Source organism: Shivajiella indica (genome assembly GCF_042683085.1).
Lineage (GTDB): Bacteria > Bacteroidota > Bacteroidia > Cytophagales > Cyclobacteriaceae > Shivajiella > Shivajiella indica.
This window is the reverse complement of the sequence record NZ_JBHUIV010000010.1, coordinates 528,170-552,938: the sequence shown is the minus strand read 5'-3', so window position 1 is coordinate 552,938 and position 24,769 is coordinate 528,170. Positions and strand designations below refer to the sequence as shown.

Annotated in this window: 23 protein-coding genes; 8 read left to right on the top strand and 15 right to left on the bottom strand. The window is 39.4% G+C overall.

All coding sequences use genetic code 11. From position 1 onward, the window contains the following. Positions 1–4: 4 nt before the first annotated feature. The 4 genes from ACFSKV_RS05790 to uxuA all read left to right on the top strand — a co-directional run bounded on the left by ACFSKV_RS05790 (position 5) and on the right by uxuA (position 4,917). A complete protein-coding gene (locus ACFSKV_RS05790) occupies positions 5–1,354 on the top strand; it encodes a Gfo/Idh/MocA family protein (protein WP_380800960.1) in 1,350 nt (449 codons plus the stop codon). Positions 1,355–1,370: 16 nt separating this feature from the next. Next, on the top strand, positions 1,371–2,804 hold the full coding sequence (gene uxaC / locus ACFSKV_RS05785) for a glucuronate isomerase (protein WP_380800959.1): 1,434 nt from the start codon (positions 1,371–1,373) through the stop codon (positions 2,802–2,804). Then, positions 2,801–3,613: an SDR family oxidoreductase gene (locus tag ACFSKV_RS05780; protein ID WP_380800958.1), complete on the top strand. Its 813-nt coding sequence runs from the start codon at positions 2,801–2,803 to the stop codon at positions 3,611–3,613. The genes uxaC and ACFSKV_RS05780 overlap by 4 nt, the downstream gene beginning before the upstream one ends. A gap of 116 nt (positions 3,614–3,729) precedes the next feature. Continuing rightward, on the top strand, positions 3,730–4,917 hold the full coding sequence (gene uxuA, locus ACFSKV_RS05775) for a mannonate dehydratase (protein ID WP_380800957.1): 1,188 nt from the start codon (positions 3,730–3,732) through the stop codon (positions 4,915–4,917). Here uxuA and ACFSKV_RS05770 read toward each other — a convergent pair. Together ACFSKV_RS05770 and ACFSKV_RS05765 are read right to left on the bottom strand one after the other, a co-directional pair. Continuing rightward, positions 4,914–5,618: a LytR/AlgR family response regulator transcription factor gene (locus tag ACFSKV_RS05770; RefSeq protein WP_380800956.1), complete on the bottom strand. Its 705-nt coding sequence runs from the start codon at positions 5,616–5,618 to the stop codon at positions 4,914–4,916. The two genes, uxuA and ACFSKV_RS05770, sit on opposite strands and share 4 nt — an antisense overlap. Before the next feature lie 4 nt (positions 5,619–5,622). Next, positions 5,623–6,687, bottom strand: a complete 1,065-nt coding sequence (locus tag ACFSKV_RS05765; protein WP_380800955.1) for a sensor histidine kinase — start codon at positions 6,685–6,687, stop codon at positions 5,623–5,625. Positions 6,688–7,143: 456 nt separating this feature from the next. On the opposite strand from ACFSKV_RS05765, the gene ACFSKV_RS05760 reads away from it, so the two are divergent. Next, positions 7,144–8,016 carry an alpha/beta fold hydrolase gene (locus tag ACFSKV_RS05760; protein ID WP_380800954.1) on the top strand — a complete coding sequence of 291 codons (873 nt, stop codon included), beginning with the start codon at positions 7,144–7,146 and terminating at the stop codon, positions 8,014–8,016. A 231-nt stretch (positions 8,017–8,247) separates the two neighbouring features. Here the strand turns inward: ACFSKV_RS05760 and ACFSKV_RS05755 are convergent, their stop codons facing one another. The 4 genes from ACFSKV_RS05755 to ACFSKV_RS05740 all read right to left on the bottom strand — a co-directional run bounded on the left by ACFSKV_RS05755 (position 8,248) and on the right by ACFSKV_RS05740 (position 13,589). After that, the gene (locus tag ACFSKV_RS05755) at positions 8,248–10,260 is read right to left on the bottom strand and encodes an alpha-amylase family glycosyl hydrolase (RefSeq protein WP_380800953.1); all 2,013 of its coding nucleotides are present in this window, start codon (positions 10,258–10,260) and stop codon (positions 8,248–8,250) included. A 183-nt stretch (positions 10,261–10,443) separates the two neighbouring features. Further along, the gene (locus ACFSKV_RS05750; protein ID WP_380800952.1) at positions 10,444–10,983 is read right to left on the bottom strand and encodes an outer membrane beta-barrel protein; all 540 of its coding nucleotides are present in this window, start codon (positions 10,981–10,983) and stop codon (positions 10,444–10,446) included. A gap of 109 nt (positions 10,984–11,092) precedes the next feature. Then, complete coding sequence (locus ACFSKV_RS05745) at positions 11,093–12,187, bottom strand: glycerate kinase (RefSeq protein WP_380800950.1); 1,095 nt, start codon at positions 12,185–12,187, stop codon at positions 11,093–11,095. Between the two features lie 55 nt (positions 12,188–12,242). After that, positions 12,243–13,589, bottom strand: a complete 1,347-nt coding sequence (locus tag ACFSKV_RS05740) for an alanine/glycine:cation symporter family protein (RefSeq protein ID WP_380800949.1) — start codon at positions 13,587–13,589, stop codon at positions 12,243–12,245. 251 nt (positions 13,590–13,840) lie between these two features. Here ACFSKV_RS05740 and ACFSKV_RS05735 point away from each other — a divergent pair, with 251 nt between their 5' ends. After that, positions 13,841–14,329 carry a hypothetical protein gene (locus ACFSKV_RS05735; protein ID WP_380800948.1) on the top strand — a complete coding sequence of 163 codons (489 nt, stop codon included), beginning with the start codon at positions 13,841–13,843 and terminating at the stop codon, positions 14,327–14,329. A gap of 119 nt (positions 14,330–14,448) precedes the next feature. On the opposite strand, the gene ACFSKV_RS05730 is transcribed toward ACFSKV_RS05735, so the two are convergent. Beyond that, on the bottom strand, positions 14,449–16,047 hold the full coding sequence (locus ACFSKV_RS05730; RefSeq protein ID WP_380800947.1) for a beta-N-acetylhexosaminidase: 1,599 nt from the start codon (positions 16,045–16,047) through the stop codon (positions 14,449–14,451). Between the two features lie 229 nt (positions 16,048–16,276). Here ACFSKV_RS05730 and ACFSKV_RS05725 point away from each other — a divergent pair, with 229 nt between their 5' ends. Continuing rightward, the gene (locus ACFSKV_RS05725) at positions 16,277–17,737 is read left to right on the top strand and encodes a Gfo/Idh/MocA family protein (protein WP_380800946.1); all 1,461 of its coding nucleotides are present in this window, start codon (positions 16,277–16,279) and stop codon (positions 17,735–17,737) included. A 268-nt stretch (positions 17,738–18,005) separates the two neighbouring features. Here the strand turns inward: ACFSKV_RS05725 and ACFSKV_RS05720 are convergent, their stop codons facing one another. The 8 genes from ACFSKV_RS05720 to ACFSKV_RS05685 all read right to left on the bottom strand — a co-directional run bounded on the left by ACFSKV_RS05720 (position 18,006) and on the right by ACFSKV_RS05685 (position 23,779). After that, on the bottom strand, positions 18,006–18,800 hold the full coding sequence (locus ACFSKV_RS05720) for a cation efflux transmembrane domain-containing protein (RefSeq protein WP_380800945.1): 795 nt from the start codon (positions 18,798–18,800) through the stop codon (positions 18,006–18,008). Between the two features lie 51 nt (positions 18,801–18,851). Continuing rightward, positions 18,852–19,772, bottom strand: a complete 921-nt coding sequence (locus ACFSKV_RS05715; RefSeq protein WP_380800944.1) for a DUF6624 domain-containing protein — start codon at positions 19,770–19,772, stop codon at positions 18,852–18,854. A 19-nt stretch (positions 19,773–19,791) separates the two neighbouring features. Then, complete coding sequence (locus ACFSKV_RS05710) at positions 19,792–20,154, bottom strand: DUF2200 domain-containing protein (RefSeq protein WP_380800942.1); 363 nt, start codon at positions 20,152–20,154, stop codon at positions 19,792–19,794. Continuing rightward, entirely contained in the window at positions 20,151–20,483 is a 333-nt protein-coding gene (locus ACFSKV_RS05705) for a hypothetical protein (protein WP_380800940.1), read from the bottom strand. Before ACFSKV_RS05705 ends, ACFSKV_RS05710 begins: the two co-directional genes overlap by 4 nt. Before the next feature lie 140 nt (positions 20,484–20,623). Continuing rightward, positions 20,624–20,887 carry a phosphate-starvation-inducible PsiE family protein gene (locus tag ACFSKV_RS05700; protein ID WP_380800939.1) on the bottom strand — a complete coding sequence of 88 codons (264 nt, stop codon included), beginning with the start codon at positions 20,885–20,887 and terminating at the stop codon, positions 20,624–20,626. Further along, positions 20,862–21,146, bottom strand: a complete 285-nt coding sequence (locus tag ACFSKV_RS05695; protein WP_380800938.1) for a Rossmann-fold NAD(P)-binding domain-containing protein — start codon at positions 21,144–21,146, stop codon at positions 20,862–20,864. Before ACFSKV_RS05695 ends, ACFSKV_RS05700 begins: the two co-directional genes overlap by 26 nt. A gap of 79 nt (positions 21,147–21,225) precedes the next feature. Then, positions 21,226–22,218, bottom strand: coding sequence for an SDR family NAD(P)-dependent oxidoreductase (locus ACFSKV_RS05690; RefSeq protein WP_380800937.1), 993 nt, complete (start codon positions 22,216–22,218; stop codon positions 21,226–21,228). A gap of 49 nt (positions 22,219–22,267) precedes the next feature. After that, positions 22,268–23,779, bottom strand: a complete 1,512-nt coding sequence (locus tag ACFSKV_RS05685; RefSeq protein ID WP_380800936.1) for an arylsulfatase — start codon at positions 23,777–23,779, stop codon at positions 22,268–22,270. Positions 23,780–23,995: 216 nt separating this feature from the next. Here ACFSKV_RS05685 and ACFSKV_RS05680 point away from each other — a divergent pair, with 216 nt between their 5' ends. Next, positions 23,996–24,643 carry a TetR/AcrR family transcriptional regulator gene (locus ACFSKV_RS05680; protein WP_380800935.1) on the top strand — a complete coding sequence of 216 codons (648 nt, stop codon included), beginning with the start codon at positions 23,996–23,998 and terminating at the stop codon, positions 24,641–24,643. Positions 24,644–24,769: the final 126 nt, after the last annotated feature.

Sequence of the window (24,769 nt, the reverse complement as noted above, 5' to 3'; positions counted from 1 at the left end):
CATCATGGATAATAAACCAAAAAATAGAAGGGAATTTCTAAAAAAATCAACCTTGGCAACCGTAGGACTTTCTTCGCTGGGCGCTATGGGCTTTTCTGCAAAAAGTTATGCAAACATAATTGGAGCTAATGAACGTATGAATGTGGCCATTGCAGGTTTGGGGAGAAGATTAGGCGCTTTTTTTGATCCCATATCCAGAAAAGAAAGCAATGTCCACCTGCATACGCTTTGCGATGTAATGCAATCCCAAAGAGAAAGGGCTGCAGCAAGATTTTCTGAATTTATTGATTACACCCCAATGCTTGAAAACAGTATACTCAAAGTGATTGAGAATAAAGAGATTGATGTTTTGATCAATGCTACGCCTGATCATTGGCATGCTCCCGGTACTTGGATGGCTGTGGCTGCAGGAAAACATGTCTATGTGGAAAAGCCCTGTAGCCATAATCCGAGAGAAGGGGAATTGTTGGTAGAATTTAAAAATAAATACAAGAAAGTAGTTCAGATGGGAAACCAGCAAAGGTCTTCCTATCACACCATTGAAATCATACGGGATATCCATAATGGAGTGATCGGAAATCCTTACAGGGCAGTGGCATTTTATGCCAATAACAGGGGAGCTGTTCCCAATCAGGTGGAACAGGCGCCTCCTGAAGGATTGGACTGGGAATTATTCCAAGGGCCTGCTCCAAGGAGAAAATATACCCATGATACTTGGGATTATAACTGGCATTGGTATGGTTGGGATTATGGAACCGCAGAAACAGGCAATAATGCGACCCATGAACTGGATGTGGCCCGTTGGGCCCTTCAAGTTGAATTCCCAAAACATGTCAGTGTGGATGCGGGAAAATACCATTTCGTTGATGATGGATGGACCATGTATGATACCATGTACGCCACATTCAGTTTTGATGGGGACAAAACTATTGTTTGGGATGGGCAGAGCAGAAATGGCTACATGACGTATGGTGCTGATCGGGGAACTATTATATATGGAACAGAAGGATCTGTTTTTGTAAACAGGGGGTTGTACAGGCTGTTTGACAAAGGCGGAAAATTGATCAGGGAAGAGAAGTCTAGAGGTGAAGAAGGCAGTACCAACCTTGGAGGAGGAGGAGACAATACCACAGACCATGTGGTCAATTTCTTTGAAGCCATTAGGGGCAAACAAAAACAAAACTCCACCATTGAAGAGGGCGCCGTAAGTACCCTACTCTGCCATTTGGCCAATATTTCCTACCGTATAGCGGAAAATTTTGATTGTGACCCCAAAAACGGACACATCAAAAATTCCAAAGGAATGGCCCTTTGGTCAAGAGCATATGAAAAAGGCTGGGAACCAAAACTTTAAATTTCAAGAATCAAGTATGAGTTTTATCAGTGCCAAACCATTCTTGGATGATAATTTTCTTTTGGAAAATGAATTTTCCAAAGTTTTATATCATGATTATGCCAAGAATCTTCCGATCATAGATTACCATAATCACTTACCCCCTGATCAAATTTCCAAAAACCGGATCTTTGACAATATCACCCAAGCCTGGCTTAACGGAGATCATTATAAATGGCGGGCAATGCGGACCCTCGGTGTTTCTGAAAATTTTATCACAGGGAATGCTTCAGATTTGGAAAAATTCAAAAAGTGGGCTGAATCTGTTCCTTATACTTTAAGAAATCCCTTATATCATTGGACCCATATGGAGCTCAGACGGTATTTTGATATTGAAGAATTACTGTCAGAGAAAAATGCTGAAGAAATATACAGAAGGACTACTGAGTTATTGATGAATGATGAGTTCAGCACATGTAGCTTGTTAGAAAAAATGCGTGTCGAAGTAGTCTGTACTACGGATGATCCAGCAGATGATCTTCAGCACCATCAGGATTACGCCAAGAATCCTTCTGATTTTGGTTTATTCCCGGCGTTTAGGCCTGACAAATCCTTTGCAATTGAAAATCCGGAAAATTATCTCTCCTATTTGGATAAATTATCTCTGGCATCAGGTATTGTTATTAAAAATTATGAGGATCTTCTACAGGCGCTTCAAGACAGGGTTGACTATTTTGACCGTAATGGAGGAAGATTGTCAGATCATGGATTGGAACAATTGTATTTCTTCAAATCCAATGCCTATGATGAACATAAAATCTTCAAAAAAGTAATGGATGGCGTCATCCCAAGCCAAGAAGAGGTTGCTTATTTTAAGTTTACAACTCTTTTGGCCCTCTGCAAAATGTATCATGCCAAAGGTTGGACCCAGCAATTCCACTTGGGTGCAATGAGAAATAACAACGGCAGAATGTTCAGACAAATGGGTCCGGATATGGGATTTGACTCTATAGGTGATTATTCCCAGGCTTCTGCATTATCAGGATTTCTGAATGAACTGGACAATTCTGATCAATTGACCCAAACCATCCTCTACAACCTCAATCCCGGAGACAATGAAGTTTTTGCGACCATGGTTGGGAATTTCAATGATGGAAGCATCAGGGGGAAAATCCAGTTTGGATCAGGTTGGTGGTTTTTGGACCAAAAAGACGGGATGGAAGCCCAGATGAATGTACTTTCAAACATGGGTTTGATTTCAACATTTATAGGCATGCTGACCGATTCAAGAAGCTTCCTTTCTTTCCCCAGACATGAATACTTCCGCAGGATTCTTTGTAATTTGTTTGGAAAAGATATGGCCAAAGGTGAATTGCCCCAGGATGAAAAATGGATAGGAAAGATTGTGCAGGACATCTGCTATCACAATGCCAGAAATTATTTTCAATTTCCAAACCATGTTAAACCATGAATATCTTTTCTGTAAAAAATAAAAAAATTATCATAACAGGCGCTACTGGTGTTCTTGGGGAAGCTATGGCAAGGCATTTGTCAAAAGAAGGGGCTGTCATCATTATCATTGGAAGGACTGCATCGAAAGTGGAGCATTTGGTTGAGCAATTGAGAAAGGATGGTGGAAAGGCAGATGGTTTTCTCGCTGACGTGACCAATGAACTTCATGTAGAAAAAGCGGCCGAACAGATCAAGTCCAGGTATAAATCAGTTGATATTTTAATCAACCTAGCTGGTGGAAACATGCCGGAAGCTGTTGTCAGACCTGATCAGACATTGAATGACGTTTCAGCCGAAGCCGTGAAAAAAGTGATGGATCTGAATTACCAGGGCACCTTCATACCCATTAAATATTTTTTCCCGCTGATGCTGGCCAATAAATCAGGAAATATCATCAATATCTCTTCCATGGCTGCCAGTAGACCCATGACAAGGGTTGTAGGCTATGCTTCAGCCAAAGCAGCCATTGATAATCTGACCAAATGGCTTTCAGTGGAATTCAACCATAAACATGGACCAAATTATAGGGTTAATGCCATTGCTCCTGGTTTTTTCCTCACAGAGCAGAACAGGGCCCTTTTGACAGAGAAAGATGGTCAACTGACCCAAAGGGGCAATCAGATCATATCACATACACCTATGGCTAGATTTGGCAATCCTGAGGATTTATTGGGAACTTTGCAATGGCTATGCTCAGATGCTTCCAAATTTGTAACAGGTACCATTGTGTCTGTTGATGGAGGTTTTTCAGCCTACTCAGGTGTTTAGAATTACCAATTACCAATTACCAATTACCAATTACTAATTACCAATTTCTAATTAATAATAACCAATTACCAAGTACTAAATACAAATGAATTAATTATCAATAACCTAGTTCACCTATGATTTATAAAATGGAACAGACCATGCGCTGGTATGGCCCCAAAGATCCGGTAAGTTTGGCTGATATCCGGCAGGCCGGTGCAACCGGAATTGTAACAGCCCTGCACCATATTCCCAATGGCGAAGTCTGGAGCAGAGAAGAAATCCAACATAGGAAAGAAAAGATTGAAGCAGCCGGCTTGACCTGGTCTGTTGTAGAATCTGTTCCGGTACATGAAAATATTAAAACCAGATCCGGTGATTTTATAAAATATATTGACAATTATAAAGCCACTATAGAAAACCTAGCGGCTGAGGGTATTTTTATCGTTTGCTACAATTTTATGCCAATTTTGGATTGGACCAGAACTAAATTGGCCCATCCCCTTCCCAATGGCGCCAAAGCTTTAAGGTTTGAGAAAAAGGAGGTGGTCGCTTTTGATCTTTTCATCCTTCAAAGGCCTGGAGCTGAGAAAGAATATACTGTTCAAGAAATAAACACTGCTAAAGAATTCTACAAAAATGCCGCTGCTGATACATTAAAGCGCGTTCAGGACAATATTTTGAAAGGATTGCCAGGATCAGAGGAAGGCTATACCATGGAGCAATTCCAAACGGCATTGAATACATATATAGGTATTGGGCATAAGGAACTTGCCAATCATTTGAGATTATTTTTGGATGAAATCCTTCCCATTGCTGAAAAAAATGGTGTCAAAATGGCCATTCATCCCGACGATCCTCCCTTTGATATTTTCGGTTTGCCAAGGGTTGTCAGTACAGCTGCGGATATGAGACGGATTATGCAGGATAATGCCAGTCCAAACAATGGCTTTACCTTTTGCACGGGATCTTATGGTGTCCGTGCGGATAATGATCTTCCAGCGATGGTCAGGGAATTTGGAGACCATATCCATTTTATACATTTGAGGGCAACAACCAGGGATGAAGAAGGGAATTTCTTTGAAGACAACCATTTGGATGGGGATGTGCCGATGGAGGCAGTTATTGATGAAATCTTACAGGTTCAGCAAAAAAGAAAAATTTCTATTCCCATGCGTCCGGACCATGGACACCAAATGTTGGATGATATCCAAAAACCCATTATCAACCCAGGTTATACTGCCATTGGCAGGTTGAAAGGATTGGCTGAAATCAGAGGCGTAGAAGCCGGATTGATCTATGCCAAAAAATCAAATAAATATTAATTACCGGTAAGGTCTGAGATGATCTCAGACCTTCTGTTTCTTGATAATGGGATTTTTACTGTTCCCATGTCAATTTCATTTCCAATAATTCCCTGAACCTTTGATCTGGAAATGATATAGGTCTTATGTACCCTCAGGAAGTCTTCCCTGGGCAAACCCTCTTCTATACTTTTCATTGTCATTAAGGTAATCAGCCTGCCTGTTTTGGTATGGATTGCCACATAATTTTCCATACCTTCAACATAAACAATATCCTCAAATTCTACCCTTTTGAGCATATTATCTACTTTCAGGTAAAAATGGTTTTTTTGAGATTCATTATTTATTGTGGATTGATTTTTCAGTTTTAATAATTCTCTTGCTTTATTTACGGCCTTCAGAAATCGGTCAAAAGAATAGGGTTTGACCAAATAATCAACCACATCCAGTTCAAATCCCTGAAGTGCATAATTTGGATACGCCGTGGTAAAAATCACCAAAGGGGGATTGGATAGGGATTTAAGAAAGTCAAGGCCGGTAATTTTCGGCATTTGTATATCCAAAAACATCAGATCGGGGTTTTCGTTGGAAATAGCAAAATTGGCTACCAATGCATTTTCACAAACCGCAACCAATTCCAGTTCAGAAATTTCCCTGACATAACTTTTCAACCCTTCCCGGGCCAAAGGTTCATCTTCCACTATAATTGTTTTGATAGTCACTTGTTTATAATTTAATTTTCAAATCCACTTCGTAAGTATCTGGATTTTCCCTAGTATTCAATTCATAATTTCCGGGATACAATAAATCTAATCTTCTTTTGATGTTTTTTAATCCTATTCCTCCCATCTCTTGGTCATTTTTAGTAATTGAAGATTCCTTGGTGTTGAAAAAATTGGCCATCAAATTGCCATTAGATTTTTCAATCCTAACTCTGATTTCATTTTTTTTATCAGAATAGGATGAAAGGTGCTTGAAACAATTTTCCAAAAATGGAATGAATAAAAGGGGGTAAATGGTAAAATCATGCAAACCCTCACCAACTTGAAAATCAACCTTTAACTTTTCTCCTTTTCTGATTTGTTCCAATTCAATGTAGTTTTTAAGATAAGCGATTTCCTGTTGGATATCAATTGTTTGTGCTGAAAATTCATAAAGTTGGGAACGTAAAAGATCAGATAATTTGAGGAGTGTTTCTGAGGCCTTTTCCGGATCAATTTTTATCAGAACAAATACAGAATTGATGGCATTAAACAGAAAATGGGGATTTACCTGGGATTTTAAAAAGTTAAGTTCACTCTCTATTCGCTCTTTTTCCTTCAATTCCTCAGTTCTTAGGTTTTTCCTATAGGTCAAAAATCCTTTTATGGACAAAAGAATGGCCCCGATAAATACATTGGAAGAAAAGTAAACCAGAAAAATCTGAAAAAAAGTTGCGGAAAACATTTTCCTCAAGTCCACATCCAATGCCAAAGCAATTCCAAAATACATGAATACAGAAAGCATTGCAGCAAGAATTAGAAAGGCTAGGATAAAAAGAATGGCTTTATTAGTACTTAGCAACTTGGGAACCAACAGATACTGGGAAGTATAATAAATACCCGCATTGGATAGGGTATAAAATGTGGTAACTATTAATAATTGATGGATATTTTGGTAAGCCCCATTATAGACCCATACCCAAAACATATAATAGCCCAACCAAAAAAGGACATGATGTATTTTATACCTGTATATAAAAGAAGTGGTAATGTTTAAAATGTGTGATATTTTATACTGGAAACCTGTCATTTCAAGAATTTAAAATTTGGCGTTTGGTAAGAAAGGAATGACATCTTGTTTTCCGGGTCATTGGTAGAGAATAAAATTATTCTTTATCTTTTCTTAAATGCGCCGACAAGACCTAGGGTCAAAAAAACAGAGCCAATAATAAATAATACCCACCAAATCATTTTTTTCTGTTTATGGATTTTTAAGCTTTGATTTTGAAAACAGTTTAAAAATAGTACTTATCCAAATTGAAAAGGAATTAAATTGACGAAATGTAGGGAATTGCTGACCAAACTGATCCATGAAGGGTTGAAAATATATTGGCATGTTTTCCTATCCAATCCTAGGTGCAAGATTCAAAATCTCTGAGCTTTTTTATGATTCACCCATTTGGTCAATGACTTTGGATACTTGGTCAAACTTATTTTTTCGACCCTATTTCTTACCACAATTTTGGACAAACAAATCAGAAAAACCATGAAAACAAAAATTTGGAAAGGAACATTGATCTTACTGTTATTGATTTCTGTCCAGTTTATTTCGAAAGCTGAATTGATCAATATAAAAGTCATTGGAGAGGGGCAGCCGGTCCTATTGATCCATGGCATGTCATGCAATGCATCCGTTTGGGATGAAACCGTGGAAAGGTACAAATCTGATTATGAATTGCATTTGGTAAATATTAAAGGTTTTGGAAACAATGAATATGAGGAATCCCCAAATTACCTAGAACAGATCAAGAATGAATTGATAGCCTATTGTAAGGAAAATAACTTAAAAAATCCGATTGTAATCGGGCATAGTATGGGAGGTTTTCTTGGACTCTGGATGGCAGCGGAGGATCCTCAATTATTCGGCAAGATCATATCTGTTGATGGAATTCCTTATTTTCCTGTACTTCAAATGCCCGGTATTACTCCAGAAACTGCAAAACCCATTGTTGAATCCATGGCAAAATCAATGGCTGCCATGGACGAAGCCCAAAGATTAAATACACAAAAGATGATCGTGTCTACCATGATTGCTACCGAAGAAAATAGAGAAAAAGTGGTAAAAATGGGAATGGAAAGTAATCCAAGAGTTACCGGAAAGGCATATGGAGAAATGTTTATCACGGATATCCGTCCTTTTATGTCCAATATTAAGGTTCCAGTATTGGTTTTTGGATCATGGGCTGCCTACCAAAATTATGGGGCTACAAAAGAATCTGTAACCTTTGGCTTCCAACAACAACTTAAAGATATCCCTCATGCTAAATTATTGGTTGCGGAAAAGGCCTATCACTTTGTGTTTTATGATGAACCGGAATGGTTTTATGCAGAATTGGATGAATTCCTTAGTCAAAATTAATGCCTGAATGACGGGAAACGCATTTACAGTGATAGAGAACCGTTTATCATAAATACTTAACTTTTAAGAATTTTAAAAAAACATCAACTAAAAATGCTCGTTTAAAATTGAGAACAGCATGCAATGACAGAGGGTAATCCTACTGCTCATACGGAGAGTAAGGCTTTTCTCTTTTAGTTTAGTTGATGAAAGTCATTGTATATATGGATGGGCCCAAATGGGCCCATTTTCTTATTCCATTTTTTTCAAAACCACTGCCGTTCTATTTGGAAGGTATATTTTAAGGTTGTTTTTCTTATCAGTAGGATAGTCGAAACTTTCTGATATTCTTTCAAATCCTCCATATTGCTTGTTATCCGAATTCAACAAAATCCTGTAATTCCCTTTTTCTGGAACTTGAAATTCATAACCAAAGAAAGATTGATCAATGTTGAAACTAAAAATAAATATTAGACCTCCTCTTTTGAATATAAGAATTTTCTTTTCTGGGTCAAGATATAGCTGTTCTGCATGTGGTGCCAAAAGCACATTATTTTCTTTTATCACTTTGATCATATCCCTATCCCATTCATATAGGTCATGGTAGCGTAAGTGATCTGTATCTACCAGAGACCATTGTCTTCTGGCATATTGGTAACTCCAGTTGTTACCTTCCCGTGGAAAGTCCACCCATTCAGGGTGACCAAATTCATTGCCCATGAAATTTAGATAGCCTTCCCCTCCCAAAGCAATCGTGATCAACCTGATTAATTTATGCAGTGCAACTCCCCTATCAATGACAAGATTGGTCTGAAGCTTGGACATGCTGGAATACATTTCCTTATCCATTAGCCAGAAAGCAATTGATTTATCTCCCACCAAGGCCTGATCATGTGATTCAGCATAAGCTATGGTCCTCTCTTTTTTTGGTCTATTGGTCAATTCATACCACATTTCAAACATGTCCCAATGCTCATCAGGTTTATGTTTCAATGTTTTGATCCAAAAATCCGGAATACCCATTCCCAAACGGAAATCAAAACCTATACCGCCTTCTTCATGCCTTCTGCATAATCCCGGCATTCCGCTCACTTCCTCTGCAATGGAAAGAGCTTGTCGCGAATAATCATGGATGACTTTATTGGCCAGCTGCATGTAAATGATAGCATCCCAATCTACCCCATCCCTAAAATATTTGATGGGGTTGTCAAAGCTAGTATGACCATGATGGAAGTACAGAATTGATGTTACCCCGTCCCATCTGAACCCATCAAAATGGAATTCCTCCAGCCAATACCGGATGTTGGACAGTAGAAATTGCCTTACTTCTTTTTTGCCATAGTCAAATAATTTCGAATCCCAACCCTCATGATAACCCCTTCCTCCAGGATGGAAATACTGATGGTCCGAACCATCAAATTCATTCAGTCCTTCATTGATATTTTTCACTGCATGAGAATGCACAAGATCCATAATGACCGATATACCCATTTCATGTGCCTTGTTTATGAGATATTTGAGCTCTTCTGGAGTCCCGAATCTAGAGGTTGGACAAAAAAAGTTCGACACATGATAGCCAAAAGATCCATAATAGGGATGTTCCATGATGGCCATCATCTGTATGGTATTGTATCCTGCCTTCTTGATCCTAGGTAATATCTCTTTGGCAAATTCCAAGTAGGTGCCAACGCCTAATTTTTCCTGCGCCATTCCAACATGGCATTCATAAATCAAGGGTTGCTGTAAATTGTCAGAAGGATCAAAAGCTAGATCAGTCCATTCAAATTCCTTCTCAGGAAACCACAGTTGACCAGCAAAATCATGGGTTTCTTCATGCTGTATTACCCTTCTGATATAGGCAGGGATTCTGTCATACGCCCCATTGGCTGCTTCCACGTGGACCTTGATCTTTGAGCCATGGATAAAACTGTTCTTATAAGTTTCAAAAGGCAAAAATATCTCCCAATCCCCTCTATAATTCTTTCTCATGGGATGATTATACCTGTTCCATTGGTTGAAATCTCCGACCAAAAAAAGATTATAGGCCTGAGGTGCCCATTCCCGGTATACCCACCCATTTCTGAGTTTGTCAAAATGAATTCCATAATATTCATGGGCTCGGGAAAATTCAAGAACAGTCCCGTACTCATTTTCAATGGCTTCCAAGGTGAATTTATACCTTAAATATCTTTCATAAATATCCTCTGCATAGTCTTTTAGCCATTCTTCTTCCTTGACTAAGGTTAAGATATGTTTATTTTCCACAAAAAATCAAGTTTGGTTTGTTCTAAAGATAAAAATAATTCAGCTTTCCAAGGGTATGAAAACTTGAATAAATCTTCCAAAATTGTAAATACCCAACAGAAAAAAAGACAAAATCCTAATAAGAATTTTGTCCTTCCATTTACAAAATGAAATAAAACCAATTTCAATTATTTCACCCTTTCATTAAAATTTGACTCCTATGCCCAAATTGAAGGAGTTGGTCAGGTTATTCTTATAAAAACCGTTGGCCAGATAGAGTAGCTCATATTCCAAATTCAAAAAAAGTTGATCATTTAAGGAATAAATTGTACCTGCTCCAGCTCCAAGAGTAACTCCGGAATCATTGGATTTAACCGAACCTAATGTTCCTTCCCTTTTCTGATTGGACATGTGAAAACCAAGAGCACCCTGAAGGAAAGGTTTCATTTTACCTTCCCTGAAATAAAGCCTTGGATTAAAATAAATGGGTACTACATTAACCGTGTACTTGGCATTTGTTTCTTCAGTTGACACGCTCATGTATCCAATAGAAAGTCCATAGGAAATCAGTGTGCCTATGGGTTGGTATTCATATTTACCATTGATCCGCCATCCGTCTCCACTTAGGTCAGAATCATCGATATTTGCCAATGTATAGCCACCACTTAGATGGACTTTATTTACCTGTGCCATTCCCAGGGAAACAGATAAAATAAACAGAAGACTTAATCCTATTTTTCTCATTTTTTATAGTCTGTTTAATTCCTTTAATGGAATAAAGGTATGAGAATGTAAGAAGAAAAAATATGATTTATCTCATGGATTTTAAGTGAAACCGAATAATATCAGCGGACTATTTTATGTATTTCTCTATGGATTGCAGAAGGTTTTTTTTCGCTGTTTCTTTGAAATCAGTTTTGGAGAAATCCAAATCAGGAAGTTGAATAACATCCCCAAAACCATCTGATCTACCCCCAGGACCCGAAGTAATTAGGATGACTTTTTTCTCCTGTTTTTTTGCCAATTGAAGCAGTTCGTAGCTTCCTTTCCCTCCGGAAGATTGGCTGTCATATTTCCCCTCACCTGTAATTACCCAATCTGCCCAATGGATTTTGGATTCCAGATCCACTTGGTTAAAAAACCAGGAAGCCCCCATTTGGATGGTAACTGGAAAAAAGAAGGACAGGCCGTACGCTATACCCCCTGCAGCTCCGTAACTTTCCTTGTCAACGATAACCTTGCCTGATTTTTTAGAAAGAAGATGTACTATTTCAGAACAAACTGATTCAAACTCCTCGAATTCTTTTTCAACTAAACCTTTTTGGGGGCCAAAAACCGGGATAGCCCCCTCTTGCCCAAAGAATTTATTATTGACATCACAAAGACAGGTGAAACTGACATTTGGTATGGGTATGGGGCTTTGGATATACCTGATCCTTTTTAAAAAATTTTCTGAAAATACAGGAATCTCCCTCCCCTTTTCATCCAGGAATTTGTAACCCAGGCCTATCATAATCCCAAGTCCAAGGTCTATCGTAGCACTTCCCCCTAAGCCCAATACAATATGATCGGTTCCTGTTTCGATGGCCTGTTTGATCAGCAGACCTGTTCCAAAAGTGCTGGTCAACCAAGGATTACGTTCATGGTTTTTCAGGGATTTGATTCCTGAAACTGTAGACACATCCAAATAAGCAGTTTTATTTTTTTCATCAAAAAAATAAAGCCCCTCCAACGGCCTTCCTATAGCATCCAAAGCCATTACCTTTTTTTCTTCCAATCCAAGTGCTTTCCCCAATAGAAAGCAGGTACCATCTCCCCCATCCGCAATCGGGCAAACCATGGTTTTCGCTTTAGGCTGAACTTCTAAGATGGCTTTTTGAATGATTTCAGCAGCTTCATTTGCTTCAATAGTCCCTTTGAAAGCATTGGGAGCAATAAGGATTTTCATTTTTCTCACCTCTTTTAGAGAACTTTTTTAAATTCCCCCAAATATATTTTTACTATTATCTTTCCATCCTCTTGAAATATTCTTTGGTGGCAGCTTTCACTTTTGGCGCGAGGTATATGGAAGAAATCATGGTAGGAATTGCCATGATAGCATACATACCATCAATAAAACTCACCACAACTTCCAAGGATACCACAGCCCCTGCAACTATGGTCACCAGGTAGAAATAATTGTAATATTTCGCCTTGTCTGCTCCAAAGAGATAATTGAAACACTTATGGCCATAATAGGAATAGGTAAACATGGTAGAAAGCGCAAATACCAGAACTGCCATCATCAATAGGTATTTACCAATTCCGGGCAACCCCATTTCAAAAGCCGATAAGGTCAATTTTACCCCATCATTTTCTGTACTTTCCCATACTCCTGTCAATAAAATAACCAAAGCTGTCAAGGTACAGACTACTACCGTATCAATAAAAGGTCCTAACATTGCAATCAGGCCTTCCCTTACCGGCTCATTATTTTTTGAAGCGCCATGTACCATGGGTGCGGTACCGATTCCAGCTTCATTTGAAAATGCAGCCCTCCTCGCTCCAATGACCATCACGGCTCCAACAGCACCACCCATTACAGCATTTCCGGTGAAAGCATCTTCCAAAATCATCCAAAACATGGAAGGGATGTTTTCATAATACTTAAACATGATGATTAAAACTGTCCCAAAATATAGCAATACCATGAATGGCACTAACTTGGAAGCCACTGCTGCTATCCTTTTAATACCCCCTAGGATAACTATCGCCACAATGATCATCATGCTGATCCCCAAGACCCATTTGGTATTTTCCCCATGATCAAGACCATAAGGTTGAAGCATGACAGAACGGAATACAGCAGTCAACTGATTGGCTTGAAAAATAGCCAAAAGCCCCAAAACCCCGGCCACTGAAAACAGAATGGCTAGAGGTTTCCATTTTTTCCCCATCCCTTCCTCAATGACATACATAGGCCCGCCTTGAATCACACCAGCAGTATCCACCCCACGGTACATAATGGCAAGAGAGCAGGTAAAGTATTTGGTAGCCATACCTACAAAAGCAGAAACCCACATCCAAAATATGGCACCTGGCCCTCCCATATTGATGGCAATGGCCACTCCTGATATATTTCCCAATCCAACAGTGGCCGCAATGGCCGCGGATAAGGCCTGTCTGGAAGAAATCTGTCCCGGTAAATTCTCGTCATCATATTTTCCCCTGACTACTTTCAAGGCATGCCCAAAATAACGGAAGGGCAAAAATCCCGAGTAGACAAATAAAATAAACCCTCCTCCCATCAATAATACCAGCATGGGAGTATCCCAAATCCAGTTACTGAAATCAATGATAAACTGTCCCATATTTTTCATTTCAATTGAAACAGCATATTAATGGCAAAATTTTGAAAAGACAAATGGGAGGGCGAATTTAGGAAAAGGGGTATGGAAATTTAACCCAAGTGATAAATACAAGAATTAAGATTGTTCTAAAAGTAAATTGGCAGGCATTCCCACAATAAAAAAACTTGGTAAAATTTCACATTAATTGTTTGGTGGTAATTTATTCTTTCTAATTTAGGACACACAATTTTAACTGCTAATTATTGAAATGTATGAAAAAAATTCTTTTGTTTATGGTTTTTGCTCTCGCTGCCTACCAAGCGACAGCTCAATCGGCCACAAATATTCACTCTAAAGGAATTGAGGGCTGTTATACGGATTATTTCACTGCATTTACTGAAAGAGGTGCCAGCCCAGTAACTGACGGCCAACATGATGTGGTTATCAGTATTATTAATCAGGGCAAAAGTGAATGTTATTTTGGAAAAGCTACTGTGAAAGGAGGAAAACTACAAAGACCTGTTTTGATTCAGAAAGATGATTTGTCATTTGTAGAAATGAGTACCATCTTTAAGAGCCTAGATCCGGAATGGCTTGAAAAACAAGATAAAAACACCTATGATGAGGTAACAGATGGAATGAGCTATGTTTTTTATACCCAGGACAAATATGAAATCAGACTTTTTTTCTACACTTTCATCCATCCTACCCAAAGGGCTAACAGGAAAGCTCCTCCAGCTAGTGTGCTGTTGAAGAAATAAACAAAAAAAGCCGATTATTCGGCTTTTTTTGTTTTTGTAATTTCAGAATAAAATCTTGGCTATTCAAACATGTTGACTTGAACACAGATGTTATCTATTGTTTTATAAAAGCCTTCCCACTACCAATTAACTTTAGGAGACTTATAGAAATTAATACCTTTTGCCTCCCATCTCTGTCCATGAAAAGCTATCCTCTTGCTGAATGAATCCCAATTTCTCAGGTTTTTAGGAGTCCAGGCAATTTCTGCTATGGCAGCCAATCTAGGGAATACCATATATTCAATTTCAGCTCTAGTGGTAATAGTTTCGGTCCAAAGCGGGGCTTCTACCCCAAGGATATTTTCCCTTTTAATCTGTTCTTCCAATCCAGTGGGATCCCAATTATAAGCCTCATCCAATTCAATCAATGCAGCCCAAGTATATCCGATATGGGTAGTGGAATCATATTTCATGTCCAAGTATGCCTTTACTGCCGGAGAAATAAGTACCTGTGCTCCCTGCTCAATTGCCATGATGGCATTTTCTGCCTTGGCCCAATATTGTGCAACCGAAGTAGGTAATAATTTGGCATGGGCTACTTCATCCCAACCCAATGTTTTCTTGCCATATTTGGTGACAATATCCTGTGCCCTTTCGATAAATGGAATATAATCTTCAATGGCAGTGACATGGGATTCATCACCTCCGATATGGAAATATGGACCTGGTGTGATTTCTGAAATTTCACGGATTACATCTTCAATGAACTTATAGGTAACCTCTTTATTGGTGGCCAAGGTACTAAAACCAACTTCAGTCCCCGTATATAAAGGCGTGGCCATGCCATCAACTCCCAAATTGCTTCTGTCATAAGGTAGCGCTCCTTGTTCAGGTACGGTGATCCCAGGATTTAATTCACCATAGGAAGCAAGTGCTGAATTGGTATGTCCCGGCATATCAATTTCAGGCACGATGGTGATGAAATGATCCATGGCATACTTTACAATTTCTTTATAATCTTCCTGGGTATAAAATCCTCCCCCTTGTCCGCCCACTTGCGTACTTCCTCCAATAGTAGTCAACAAAGGCCAGGATTTGATCTCAATTCTCCAGCCCTGATCATCAGAAAGGTGAAGATGAAGGTGGTTGATTTTATATTCCGCAATCTGGTCAATTAAATGCTTCACATCTTCCACAGAAAAGAAATGTCTTGCAACATCCAGCATAAAACCTCGGTAAGCATATTCCGGTTTGTCTTCTATCTTACCTGCAGATATTTTAAAGCTATTATTGGTACCATTCAGATCTTTTCCATGGGCAGGAATCAATTGTTTTAAAGACTGAACCCCATAAAATAATCCGGCCGGTTGAGAAGCCATGATCCTAACATTTTTGTCATCAATGGTCAATTGATACGCTTCCGCTTCAAGACCAGAATTGGGATTCAATTCCAGAATAACCGCATTATCCTGTTCCTGTTCAGCGGTACTCAAATTCAAAGCTGTCAGGGAATAAACACTGCTTTTTAAATATTCTGCAACGCCATTCAATTGTGCTGCATCACCCAGACTTACAATTTTGGTGTTGCCATTTAACTGAAAGTTTCCATCTATATCAGAAACAGAAACCGGTAATGGAATTACATTTTCCTGACTTAGAGGGGCAATTTTCTCTTTGGAACAAGAGTAAAGTCCCATTCCTAATAAAATGAGGAAGATTGAAGCAATATTTTTTTTCATTTTGATGATGTATTTGGAAGGTTTATCCGATGAATTGAGTTCAAACTTAAATAAAATTTTTAAATAAGAACTAGCCATTTATTTAAAACTTATTTAAAGTTTATGGAATACCCATTTATCCTTTCAAAATTCCTTTTTTACCAATTACCCTTTTCTTAAAGGCATAATTCTTTTTATTTGATAAATTGTTTCACTAAAATAGAACCATCCTAACCTAAAAAGATTTTCAATGAAAAAAGAAGAAAAAGCTGGACCCGCTAGTTCCAGAAGAAATTTTATCAAGGCTTCTGCCTCTGCATTGGCAGGTTTCTATTTTGTACCGCGCCATGTGATTGGAGGGCCTGGTTTCGTTGCTCCTTCTGATAGACTTCGGGTTGCAGGAATTGGAGTAGGCGGAATGGGAAGTGGCGATGTCCGTGGTGTTTTTAATAGTGGCAAGGCTGATTTTATCGCTTTATGTGATGTGGATGATGTACGTGCAAAAGGAAGCGTGGATGCCCATCCCAAAGCCAAATATTACAGGGATTACCGTGTTATGTTGGATAAGGAACACAAAAATATAGATGCGGTCACTATCTCCACACCTGACCATATGCATGCCGTTCAGGCGATGGCAGCCATGCAATTGGGCAAGCATGTATATGTTCAAAAGCCTATGACCCATGATATTTACGAGGCAAGAATGCTTACTGAAGCAGCCGATAAATACAAGGTTGTGACCCAAATGGGAAATCAAGGATCTTCAGGAGATGGCGTCAGGCAAATGGTAGAATGGTACAAGGCAGGCTTGATAGGAGAAGCCACCAGGGTTTATTCCTGGACTGACCGTCCGGTTTGGCCACAGGGTATTCCCTGGCCAAGTGCATCAGCTACTCCACCTGCAACCCTTGATTGGGACCTGTGGCTAGGTACAGCACCTTATAAAGATTATGTACCCAATCTCATTCCGTTTAATTGGAGAGGTTGGTGGGATTATGGAACCGGTGCCTTGGGGGATATGGCCTGCCATATCATGGAACCGGCCTTTAGGGTTTTGGAATTGGGCTATCCTGAATCTGCCGAATGTAGTGTAGGTTCTGTCTATGTAGGTGAATTCCAAAGAGGATATTTCCCGGACAGCTGTCCTCCCTCTTCACATATAACCTTAAGGTTTAAAAGAGAAGGAAAGGAAGACTTACAGTTCCATTGGATGGATGGTGGAATTCAGCCTACGAGGCCTATCGAACTGGGTCCAAATGAAGTGATGGGTGATGGTGGAAATGGGGTGATCATCGAAGGAACCAAAGGCAAAATGATGTGCGGAACCTACGGGGCCAACCCTCAATTATTACCAACTTCAAGAACCAAAGAAGTAACGGTTCCACAGACTGAATACCGTGTTCCCGGAGGTGATCGCGGTCATTACAACAACTGGGTGGACGCGTGTATCGGCGGTTATGGAAGTAAAGAATTTCAACAACTTAGCTCACCTTTCTCAGTAGCAGGACCATTGACTGAATCAGTACTAATGGGTAACCTCGCTATCAGAAGTTATGATTACAGAGTTCCCCGAACCGATGGATCCAATAGATTTGATTACCCAGGCCGTGGTATCAAGCTGGTTTGGGATGGACCTAATATGAAAGTGACCAATTTTGAACCTGCCAATCAGTTTGTGAAAAGAGAATACCGGGAAGGGTGGAAATTGTAAATTTCCAATTACTAATTTCCAATTACCAAAATTTAAAAACTTCATATTAGAAAATAATCAATGGCACTTCAAGGAAATTCTTTGAAGTGCCTTTTTGTATTGCGGTTTTCCAAATCGAATTTATAGTACTGCGATTTTCTAAATCGCAGAGATCCATTGTACTGCGATTTTCTAAATCGCAGAATCAAAACAAAAATAAAGGTATGCGATTTGGGAAAATCGCATTACTGGGATACGATTTGGGAAAATCGTATTACAGAAAATCTCATTACCTGGCCAACTGAAGGATTCGGTAAGCACCTCTGGCCACGAGGATGAAAACCACACCTCCGATAATCAGGTCGGGGTAAGAGGAATCCAACCAATGGACCAAGAATCCAGCTACAATTACTCCGGAATTGATGATGATATCATTTGAAGTGAAAATCATACTGGCCTGCATATGCGCTTCCTTACTTTTTCTTTTCTGCAATAAGTATAAGCATAAAACATTGGCGAACAATGCTGCAAAAGAAACATAGACCATTGTCAGAAAATCAGGCATTTTTTCAAAACCGACAAATCTTCGGATCACTTCAATAAAACCAAAGACTGCCAGGATAATCTGGAAATATCCGGCAAACCGGGCTACCTTCTTTTTTTGGCTTGCTGTACTTCCAACTGCAATTAGGGCCATACTATAAACCAAACTGTCGGCCAACATATCAAGGCTGTCAGCTACCAGTCCCATAGAATTGGAAATTAAACCTGCGAAAATTTCAATAAGGAAGAATAAAAAATTGATGATCAGGACTGCCCAAAGTGTTTTACTTTCTCCATCCTGAATATCAATTGTGGGTTTTTCATCCACTGTTTCTGTATAAAGCAGGGAAGTGTCCAATTTCAAACTTTCCAGCTCATGAAATATCTCTGGACTGTTACCGGAATGAAATACGACCAGTTTTCTTTCAGGAATATCAAAATCCAATAAAATGATCCGCTTCAAATTTGACAGTTTCATCCTAATCATTTGTTCTTCCGAAGGACAGTCCATTTTTGAGACTTTGAATACTGATTTGTTCATTTTCCAATCAAAAACCGGATTTTCAGTTTTCCTGAAATTTTATCTTATAATTTACTTTTCTTTCTGCTCTACCGTCCATTCAATGTTCCATATTCTCACATATTCCTCAATCGGACCTAGGCCCACTTCTTTTCGTCTTTGGTTGACGTATTCAGGTTCCCGGATTTCATAGACTTTCATTTTTCCTGTGACTTCATCGGGCACGATCTGGGAACCGTAAGTTTGAGGCTCCCCCTTAAACATCTGTACCCTATCTTCCAACATGGCCAAGTGACTTCCCTGGGATTCTCCTTCCAAAACAGAGGCTTTAAGAAGAGGAAGGTATTTTTCCTGCATTTCTACCGGAGCATGCTGAATGACCAGCCATAAGGCCATATTGGCCTGACCTCCCACCTGACTTCTTCCAACCCATCCCCTTTCCTCAAGGATCTTTACCACTTCCAGTTCATTGAGGCTGTCCTGTTCTGAAACGAGCTGCCAGAAATAATTCATTTCATCTGAGCCTTCACCAAATTTTTCCTCTGCTTCCCGGTACAATTGCCTTAAGGTCTGATCCCTTACATAGATATTTTCCAGTTGCGCCTTTAAAGGCTTATCAAAGTCCTTTTCATACACATCCAGATTGGCTTGCACTTTTTCCAATATCCTTTCCCACTCGGGTTCATCATGCAAGGACGCCAGGTCCTTATCCCTCTTTAGATGTTTGACATTCATCCAGCCCTTATCCGTACTCTTGCTCAAATAGTTGAGGGCTAATTCTTTGTTACCGGATAAGGCAAAAGAACAGGCAGCATTGTAGTATTGATAGGCGGAGCCCTCTTTAATTTTAAATGCATTCTGGTAAATCTCAGCAGATTCGGAATACTTTTCCTCTTTATAACTTTGGTCAGCTTGTTGGATCAGTTCTTCAAAGGTCTGGGCCTGAACAAGGACCATTATCAGACAAAAAATCAGGGTAAATAGTGGTTTCATGCTTTGTTTGTTTTGATTATCAATTTCTTAGTATCTTTTCCAATTTCCTTCCTTTAGCCAGTTCATCTACCAACTTATCCAGATACCTAACCTGTTTGGTTAAGGGATTATCGATTTCTTCAATTCGGTACCCGCAGATCATTCCTGTAATCAATTCGGCAGCCGGATTTAAGTTGGCCAGCTCAAAAAAGGTTTTAAAAGTCGCATTTTCTGCTACCAGCTCTTGCAGTTTGCTGTCATCAAAACCGGTCAACCAGTGGATAACCTGGTGCAGTTCTTCTTTGGATCTCCCTTTTTTTTCTACCTTATTGACATAATGTGGGTAAACGGATGCAAAGGTCATTTTGGCCATTCGCTCATGGTGTTCAGCAGTAGGTTTCATTTTTCTGAAAAAATATTTTTGTCCCAGTTCCGAAATTCATAGTATTTGCTTTTGGGCTCACCGGTCCAACCATTGACTCCTATTTTCTTCGGCAAATAATAGCCGTGGATATATAGCAATGGAATGATGAAAACCGAAAGAAAAATCATGGATATTTCCCTTCCAATGTAGGTGGATATTCCACAAACTATCAAAAGGGTCATGATGTATTTCCCAAGCCTTCGGGTTTTGGAAGTCCTTTCCTCAAAGTGCCCCAAGAGTATATTTCCCAGGGCATAAATAATGCTGACAATGGCTATTTCAAACCAAAGCGATTCTGTCGTACACATTTTTTAAATATTTAACCAAGACAAAATTTAGAGTTCCAAAGCCAAGATAAAGGAATAAATGAAAATTTTAACATCAAAACTAAATCACTCAAAACTCAATTGGATTTTGAACCTTAAAACATATTTTTTATATGGATCTTTTATCCATTCTTGTTCTCTTCTGAGTTTTCATTTTTTGTTGTCATTCCATTATTGAATGAAATTTGCTTGGTAGCAAGCAGGAAAAAAAGGCCCAAAACAAAAATCAGAGCTGATAATCCAAACAATACATTAGCATTCATATGCTCAAAATCAATCGCTAAAAGGTGTCTAACAGTTGCAATCAAAGCTATTTCAGTAATTACTTTAACGTAGTTTTTACTTCCAACTTTGAGGTATTCAACCAAAGATGCTATCAGTTCCATCAATATTGTAAGTAGCAGTACAGCAGAAATCAATCCCTGCATTGGCAATAACCCCATAAAGATTTCCCTCGCATCTATCTTTGATTTCTTCTACCACCCGATATCTCTCTTGCTGGATTGTCAAATCAGCTTCAACTTCAGCGCCCTTTCCTGGTAGGTCGATTCCAATTATTTTATACCCTGATTCTTCCAACAAGTTGCGAAATGCCAATCCCATACCAGACTGACTTCCGCTTATGGCAACGATCTTTTGTCCCATTGTTTTATACATATTTTATTTTGATGGCAAAAGTTGATAATCTTATACTTTATAAAGTATTTGTAATCAAACCTATCCTTTAATAGGCAGTCCAACCTCCATCTGTGGGATAAAGTGCCCCCGTAAGGTTTGAGGCTTCATCCGAAAGTAGAAACAGTATTACAGAAGCTTGCTCCCAAACAGTTGCCATACGGTGTTTTGAGTCATTCATCATCAAAAGACTCTCTGTTTTGGCTCCTCCCATTCCTGCTACACCGCGCTGTTGCATTTCCTTTACAAATTCAAAGGCTTTATCTGTCATTGGCGTAGCTGTAGCAGCCATGTTTACGGAATTTATGCGAATGCCATAGGGAGCGTAATCTACCGCTGCATTTCTTGTCAATCCATTTACCGCGTGTTTACTCGCCACATATGCCGGATTACCTGCAAGACCAGTCAGGCCAGCAATCGAACCAACGGTTACAATGGCACCGCCGTTTCCTTGCAGGAGCAATTGCTTGATGACCGCTCTCATTGATTTAAATGTTCCTGTGACATTTATCTCCACCACATTTTCCCAATATTCATCTGATGCGAGATGCACTGCATTGGGCAATAAATCTTTTTGCTTGTCAAAGTTGAACGTGTCCCCTGAGAAGGTGCCGTCCATTACACCTGCATTAAGTAGGGCAATATCTATTTTACCAAATTTCTTTACCCCTTCAGAGACGAGATTATGGCAATCCTCTGAATTTCGAATATCTGTTTTAACGAACAATGCCTTACCCCCTTCTTTGCGGATAAAAGAAGCAGTCTCCTCACCTTCTTTCTCCAGCCAATCACCGATGACCACTGCTGCACTTTCACGAGCGGCCCTGATTGCTGTGGCACGACCAATCCCTCTTGCACCCCCAGTTACCAAAATCACTTTGCCCTTCAACCGATCTTTCGCAAAGTAGGCAGAGTCAATAGGTTTGATATCATTTCTTTTGAAAGCCTCATTTTCCTGAGCGAAAATTTTTGAAAAACCACCGATGTAGACCATCATTGTTATCAATGAAAGAATCAGGGACTTTATGTAAATTGTTTTCATATAATCTAATATTAATAGGAATTGAAAATATTCGAATTACCCGGTAGTTCTAATTTTCTTTATCGCCCATTCGGAGGGATCCTCCTTCTTGTCTTGGAGGAAAATCAACCAATGACTGGCTGTGCTCCAAGATGAGGTCCTGTACCTGACCACCCCATGCAACTCCCAATTTCATGGCAATTTCGCGGGATTTCCAATCATCATGTCTTTCAAATGGATCAGCCCTAAGATTGAAAATCAAAGCACTGGGTTTGTTGTAATCAAAAAATCCCTCCCGTTGCATGTTGTGGGATTTCCAATTACCTATTCTTATAGCAGTAAGCTCTTTTTCGTTATAGTAAAGAATAAAATTTCGGTTTGAAGGGCCTTCTCCCATCCAATGGTTTAGGTTATTCACACCATCAATGTATACCTTGTGGCTTTCTTTCAGTTTTTCATGAAGATTATCTACGCCAGCAGCTGCAGCTAAGGTTGTAAACAGATCAGTCTGATCTTGAATACCATTGGAAACTGACCCTGCTTTGATTTTTGAAGGCCAACGAATCAACAATGGAACCCTCACGCCACCTTCCCAGGTAGTTGCTTTTTCAGAACGAAAAGGTGTGGTACCACCGTCAGGGAACCAATCAGACATGGGCCCATTATCAGCCGTAAAAAGAACGATTGTATTGTCCGCAACACCCAGATCTTCGAGTTTTTTAAGTAACTCACCTACCATCATGTCCAACTCTATCATCCCACTACCAAAAAGATCAAATTCAGAGGAGTATGGGGTTGCAAGATTCCGGTGCTCCGGCCTCAGGTGGGTGTAGATATGCATCCGGGTGGGATTGTGATATACGAAGAATGGCTCCCCTGCTTTCACTGCCCTTTCCATAAAATCCATTGCCCTGTCATTGAACTCATCGTCCACCGTCTCCATTCGCTTAGGGTCCAAAGGGCCTGTATCTTTAATGATTTGTTTTCCAATCTTGCCAAAACGCCCATCAACTGTAGGATCATCCACTTTCGTTGCTTTACAATCCAAGACTCCCCTGGGCTTATATCTTTGGTCAAAACCTGGGTCTTTTGGCCAAGAGGCAAGGAAAGGTTCTTCCTCGGTATTTAAGTGATATAGGTTACCATAAAACTCATCAAAACCATGTACTGTTGGCAGATGTTCATTCCTGTCGCCCAAATGGTTTTTTCCAAATTGCCCGGTCCTGTATCCAAGTGGTTTGAGGATTTCAGCCAAGGTCGGATCTTTCTGGCTCAATCCAATTGGTGAGCCGGCCATACCTACTGTGGTTAAACCGGTTCTGATCGGCAATTGTCCTGTGACCATCATCGCACGCCCTGGGGTACAAGAGGGCGCAGAATAATGATCTGTAAACAACATACCTTCTTTCGCAAGGCGGTCAATGTTGGGCGTAGGTACCATCATTCCGTGACTGTATGCGCCGACGTTCCAGATACCAACATCATCAGTACAAATTAATAAGATATTTGGTTTATCCGATTTCTTCTGGCCATATGCCAAAGTAGAGGCAAAAAGCAGGATTATTGTCGCTAGTCTTTTCATGAATTTGAAATTTATTTGGTAGTAATGGTAAATAGAGAATAGGTGATCTACTTATGGCAGCCAGAAAATAAGACCAACAATAAGTTTTCTAAAGAATCCTAAAAGTTGTGAGCCTTAACCAACTACATAATTTTTCAAGAGTTCTTTTGGATCTTGTAATAATTCATATAAATTTAAATTATTGCTTAATCCAAAACAAAATTTTTTTTTGAATTTATGGCGAACTATGCAAAAGGCGTCGAAATGCGCAAAAATATCATTGAACAGTCCCGCATTGTATTCAATAAAGAGGGTCTTTTACTCACTTTGAACCAGCTAGCGGATAAACTCAATATTACCAAGGGGAGGATTACCAATTATTTCCCCACCAAAGACAAACTCTTTGTAGCTATTTCCCAAGACTATGACCTTCGCTTTCAGGAATTGCTTGCCTCTGTGGACCGAGACTCAGAAATCAGCTTAAGTTGGTTGGCTAAAGTGTTTGCCATGATTATGGATTTGCAATATGAATATCGCAGTGCAATAGTTTTTGTATCTACTACCAGCAGCAGTCAAAAGGACATGCATGACCAGATCACAAAAAGCTATCGCTCGAATAGTAAACAAGTTGAAATAACAGCTCGAACCTTAGTCGAATCAGATTTACTGAAACCAGATATTCTAGCGCCTTCAAACTATGAGGTTTTTTGTTTTCAACATGTAAGTTTATTTACCACCTGGGTTATAAGTCAGGAAATTTATTACAGTACGAGAACATACAAAAAAATGAAGCCTGTTTATCTGAGAGGAATAATAGGGACCTATTTTCCTTACCTGACCCCAAAAGGGCTTGATCAATTCAATGAATTATTTATGCGTAGTTGAAAATAATTCAGCCCAAAATTCAGGACTTAGTTCTTTAATCAAGCCAAACTGCTTTTATCGGATTTTTGATTTCTTTTAATTGTGTTTAGGAATAATAACTGTTGCTTCAATCTCAATGAATAAGCC

Excerpts from the sequence above, each read along its gene's own strand:
- ACFSKV_RS05705 (WP_380800940.1), bottom strand. The coding sequence starts at position 20,483 with ATGTGTACGACAGAATCGCTTTGGTTTGAAATAGCCATTGTCAGCATT.
- ACFSKV_RS05700 (WP_380800939.1), bottom strand. The coding sequence starts at position 20,887 with ATGGAACTGATAGCATCTTTGGTTGAATACCTCAAAGTTGGAAGTAAA.
- ACFSKV_RS05765 (WP_380800955.1), bottom strand. The coding sequence starts at position 6,687 with ATGACAGGTTTCCAGTATAAAATATCACACATTTTAAACATTACCACT.
- ACFSKV_RS05680 (WP_380800935.1), top strand. The coding sequence starts at position 23,996 with ATGGCGAACTATGCAAAAGGCGTCGAAATGCGCAAAAATATCATTGAA.
- ACFSKV_RS05740 (WP_380800949.1), bottom strand. The coding sequence starts at position 13,589 with ATGGGACAGTTTATCATTGATTTCAGTAACTGGATTTGGGATACTCCC.
- ACFSKV_RS05685 (WP_380800936.1), bottom strand. The coding sequence starts at position 23,779 with ATGAAAAGACTAGCGACAATAATCCTGCTTTTTGCCTCTACTTTGGCA.
- ACFSKV_RS05720 (WP_380800945.1), bottom strand. The coding sequence starts at position 18,800 with ATGAACAAATCAGTATTCAAAGTCTCAAAAATGGACTGTCCTTCGGAA.
- ACFSKV_RS05725 (WP_380800946.1), top strand. The coding sequence starts at position 16,277 with ATGAAAAAAGAAGAAAAAGCTGGACCCGCTAGTTCCAGAAGAAATTTT.
- ACFSKV_RS05750 (WP_380800952.1), bottom strand. The coding sequence starts at position 10,983 with ATGAGAAAAATAGGATTAAGTCTTCTGTTTATTTTATCTGTTTCCCTG.
- ACFSKV_RS05760 (WP_380800954.1), top strand. The coding sequence starts at position 7,144 with ATGAAAACAAAAATTTGGAAAGGAACATTGATCTTACTGTTATTGATT.
- ACFSKV_RS05710 (WP_380800942.1), bottom strand. The coding sequence starts at position 20,154 with ATGAAACCTACTGCTGAACACCATGAGCGAATGGCCAAAATGACCTTT.
- ACFSKV_RS05780 (WP_380800958.1), top strand. The coding sequence starts at position 2,801 with ATGAATATCTTTTCTGTAAAAAATAAAAAAATTATCATAACAGGCGCT.
- uxuA (WP_380800957.1), top strand. The coding sequence starts at position 3,730 with ATGATTTATAAAATGGAACAGACCATGCGCTGGTATGGCCCCAAAGAT.
- ACFSKV_RS05715 (WP_380800944.1), bottom strand. The coding sequence starts at position 19,772 with ATGAAACCACTATTTACCCTGATTTTTTGTCTGATAATGGTCCTTGTT.
- ACFSKV_RS05745 (WP_380800950.1), bottom strand. The coding sequence starts at position 12,187 with ATGAAAATCCTTATTGCTCCCAATGCTTTCAAAGGGACTATTGAAGCA.
- uxaC (WP_380800959.1), top strand. The coding sequence starts at position 1,371 with ATGAGTTTTATCAGTGCCAAACCATTCTTGGATGATAATTTTCTTTTG.
- ACFSKV_RS05735 (WP_380800948.1), top strand. The coding sequence starts at position 13,841 with ATGAAAAAAATTCTTTTGTTTATGGTTTTTGCTCTCGCTGCCTACCAA.
- ACFSKV_RS05790 (WP_380800960.1), top strand. The coding sequence starts at position 5 with ATGGATAATAAACCAAAAAATAGAAGGGAATTTCTAAAAAAATCAACC.
- ACFSKV_RS05690 (WP_380800937.1), bottom strand. The coding sequence starts at position 22,218 with ATGAAAACAATTTACATAAAGTCCCTGATTCTTTCATTGATAACAATG.
- ACFSKV_RS05730 (WP_380800947.1), bottom strand. The coding sequence starts at position 16,047 with ATGAAAAAAAATATTGCTTCAATCTTCCTCATTTTATTAGGAATGGGA.
- ACFSKV_RS05695 (WP_380800938.1), bottom strand. The coding sequence starts at position 21,146 with ATGGGACAAAAGATCGTTGCCATAAGCGGAAGTCAGTCTGGTATGGGA.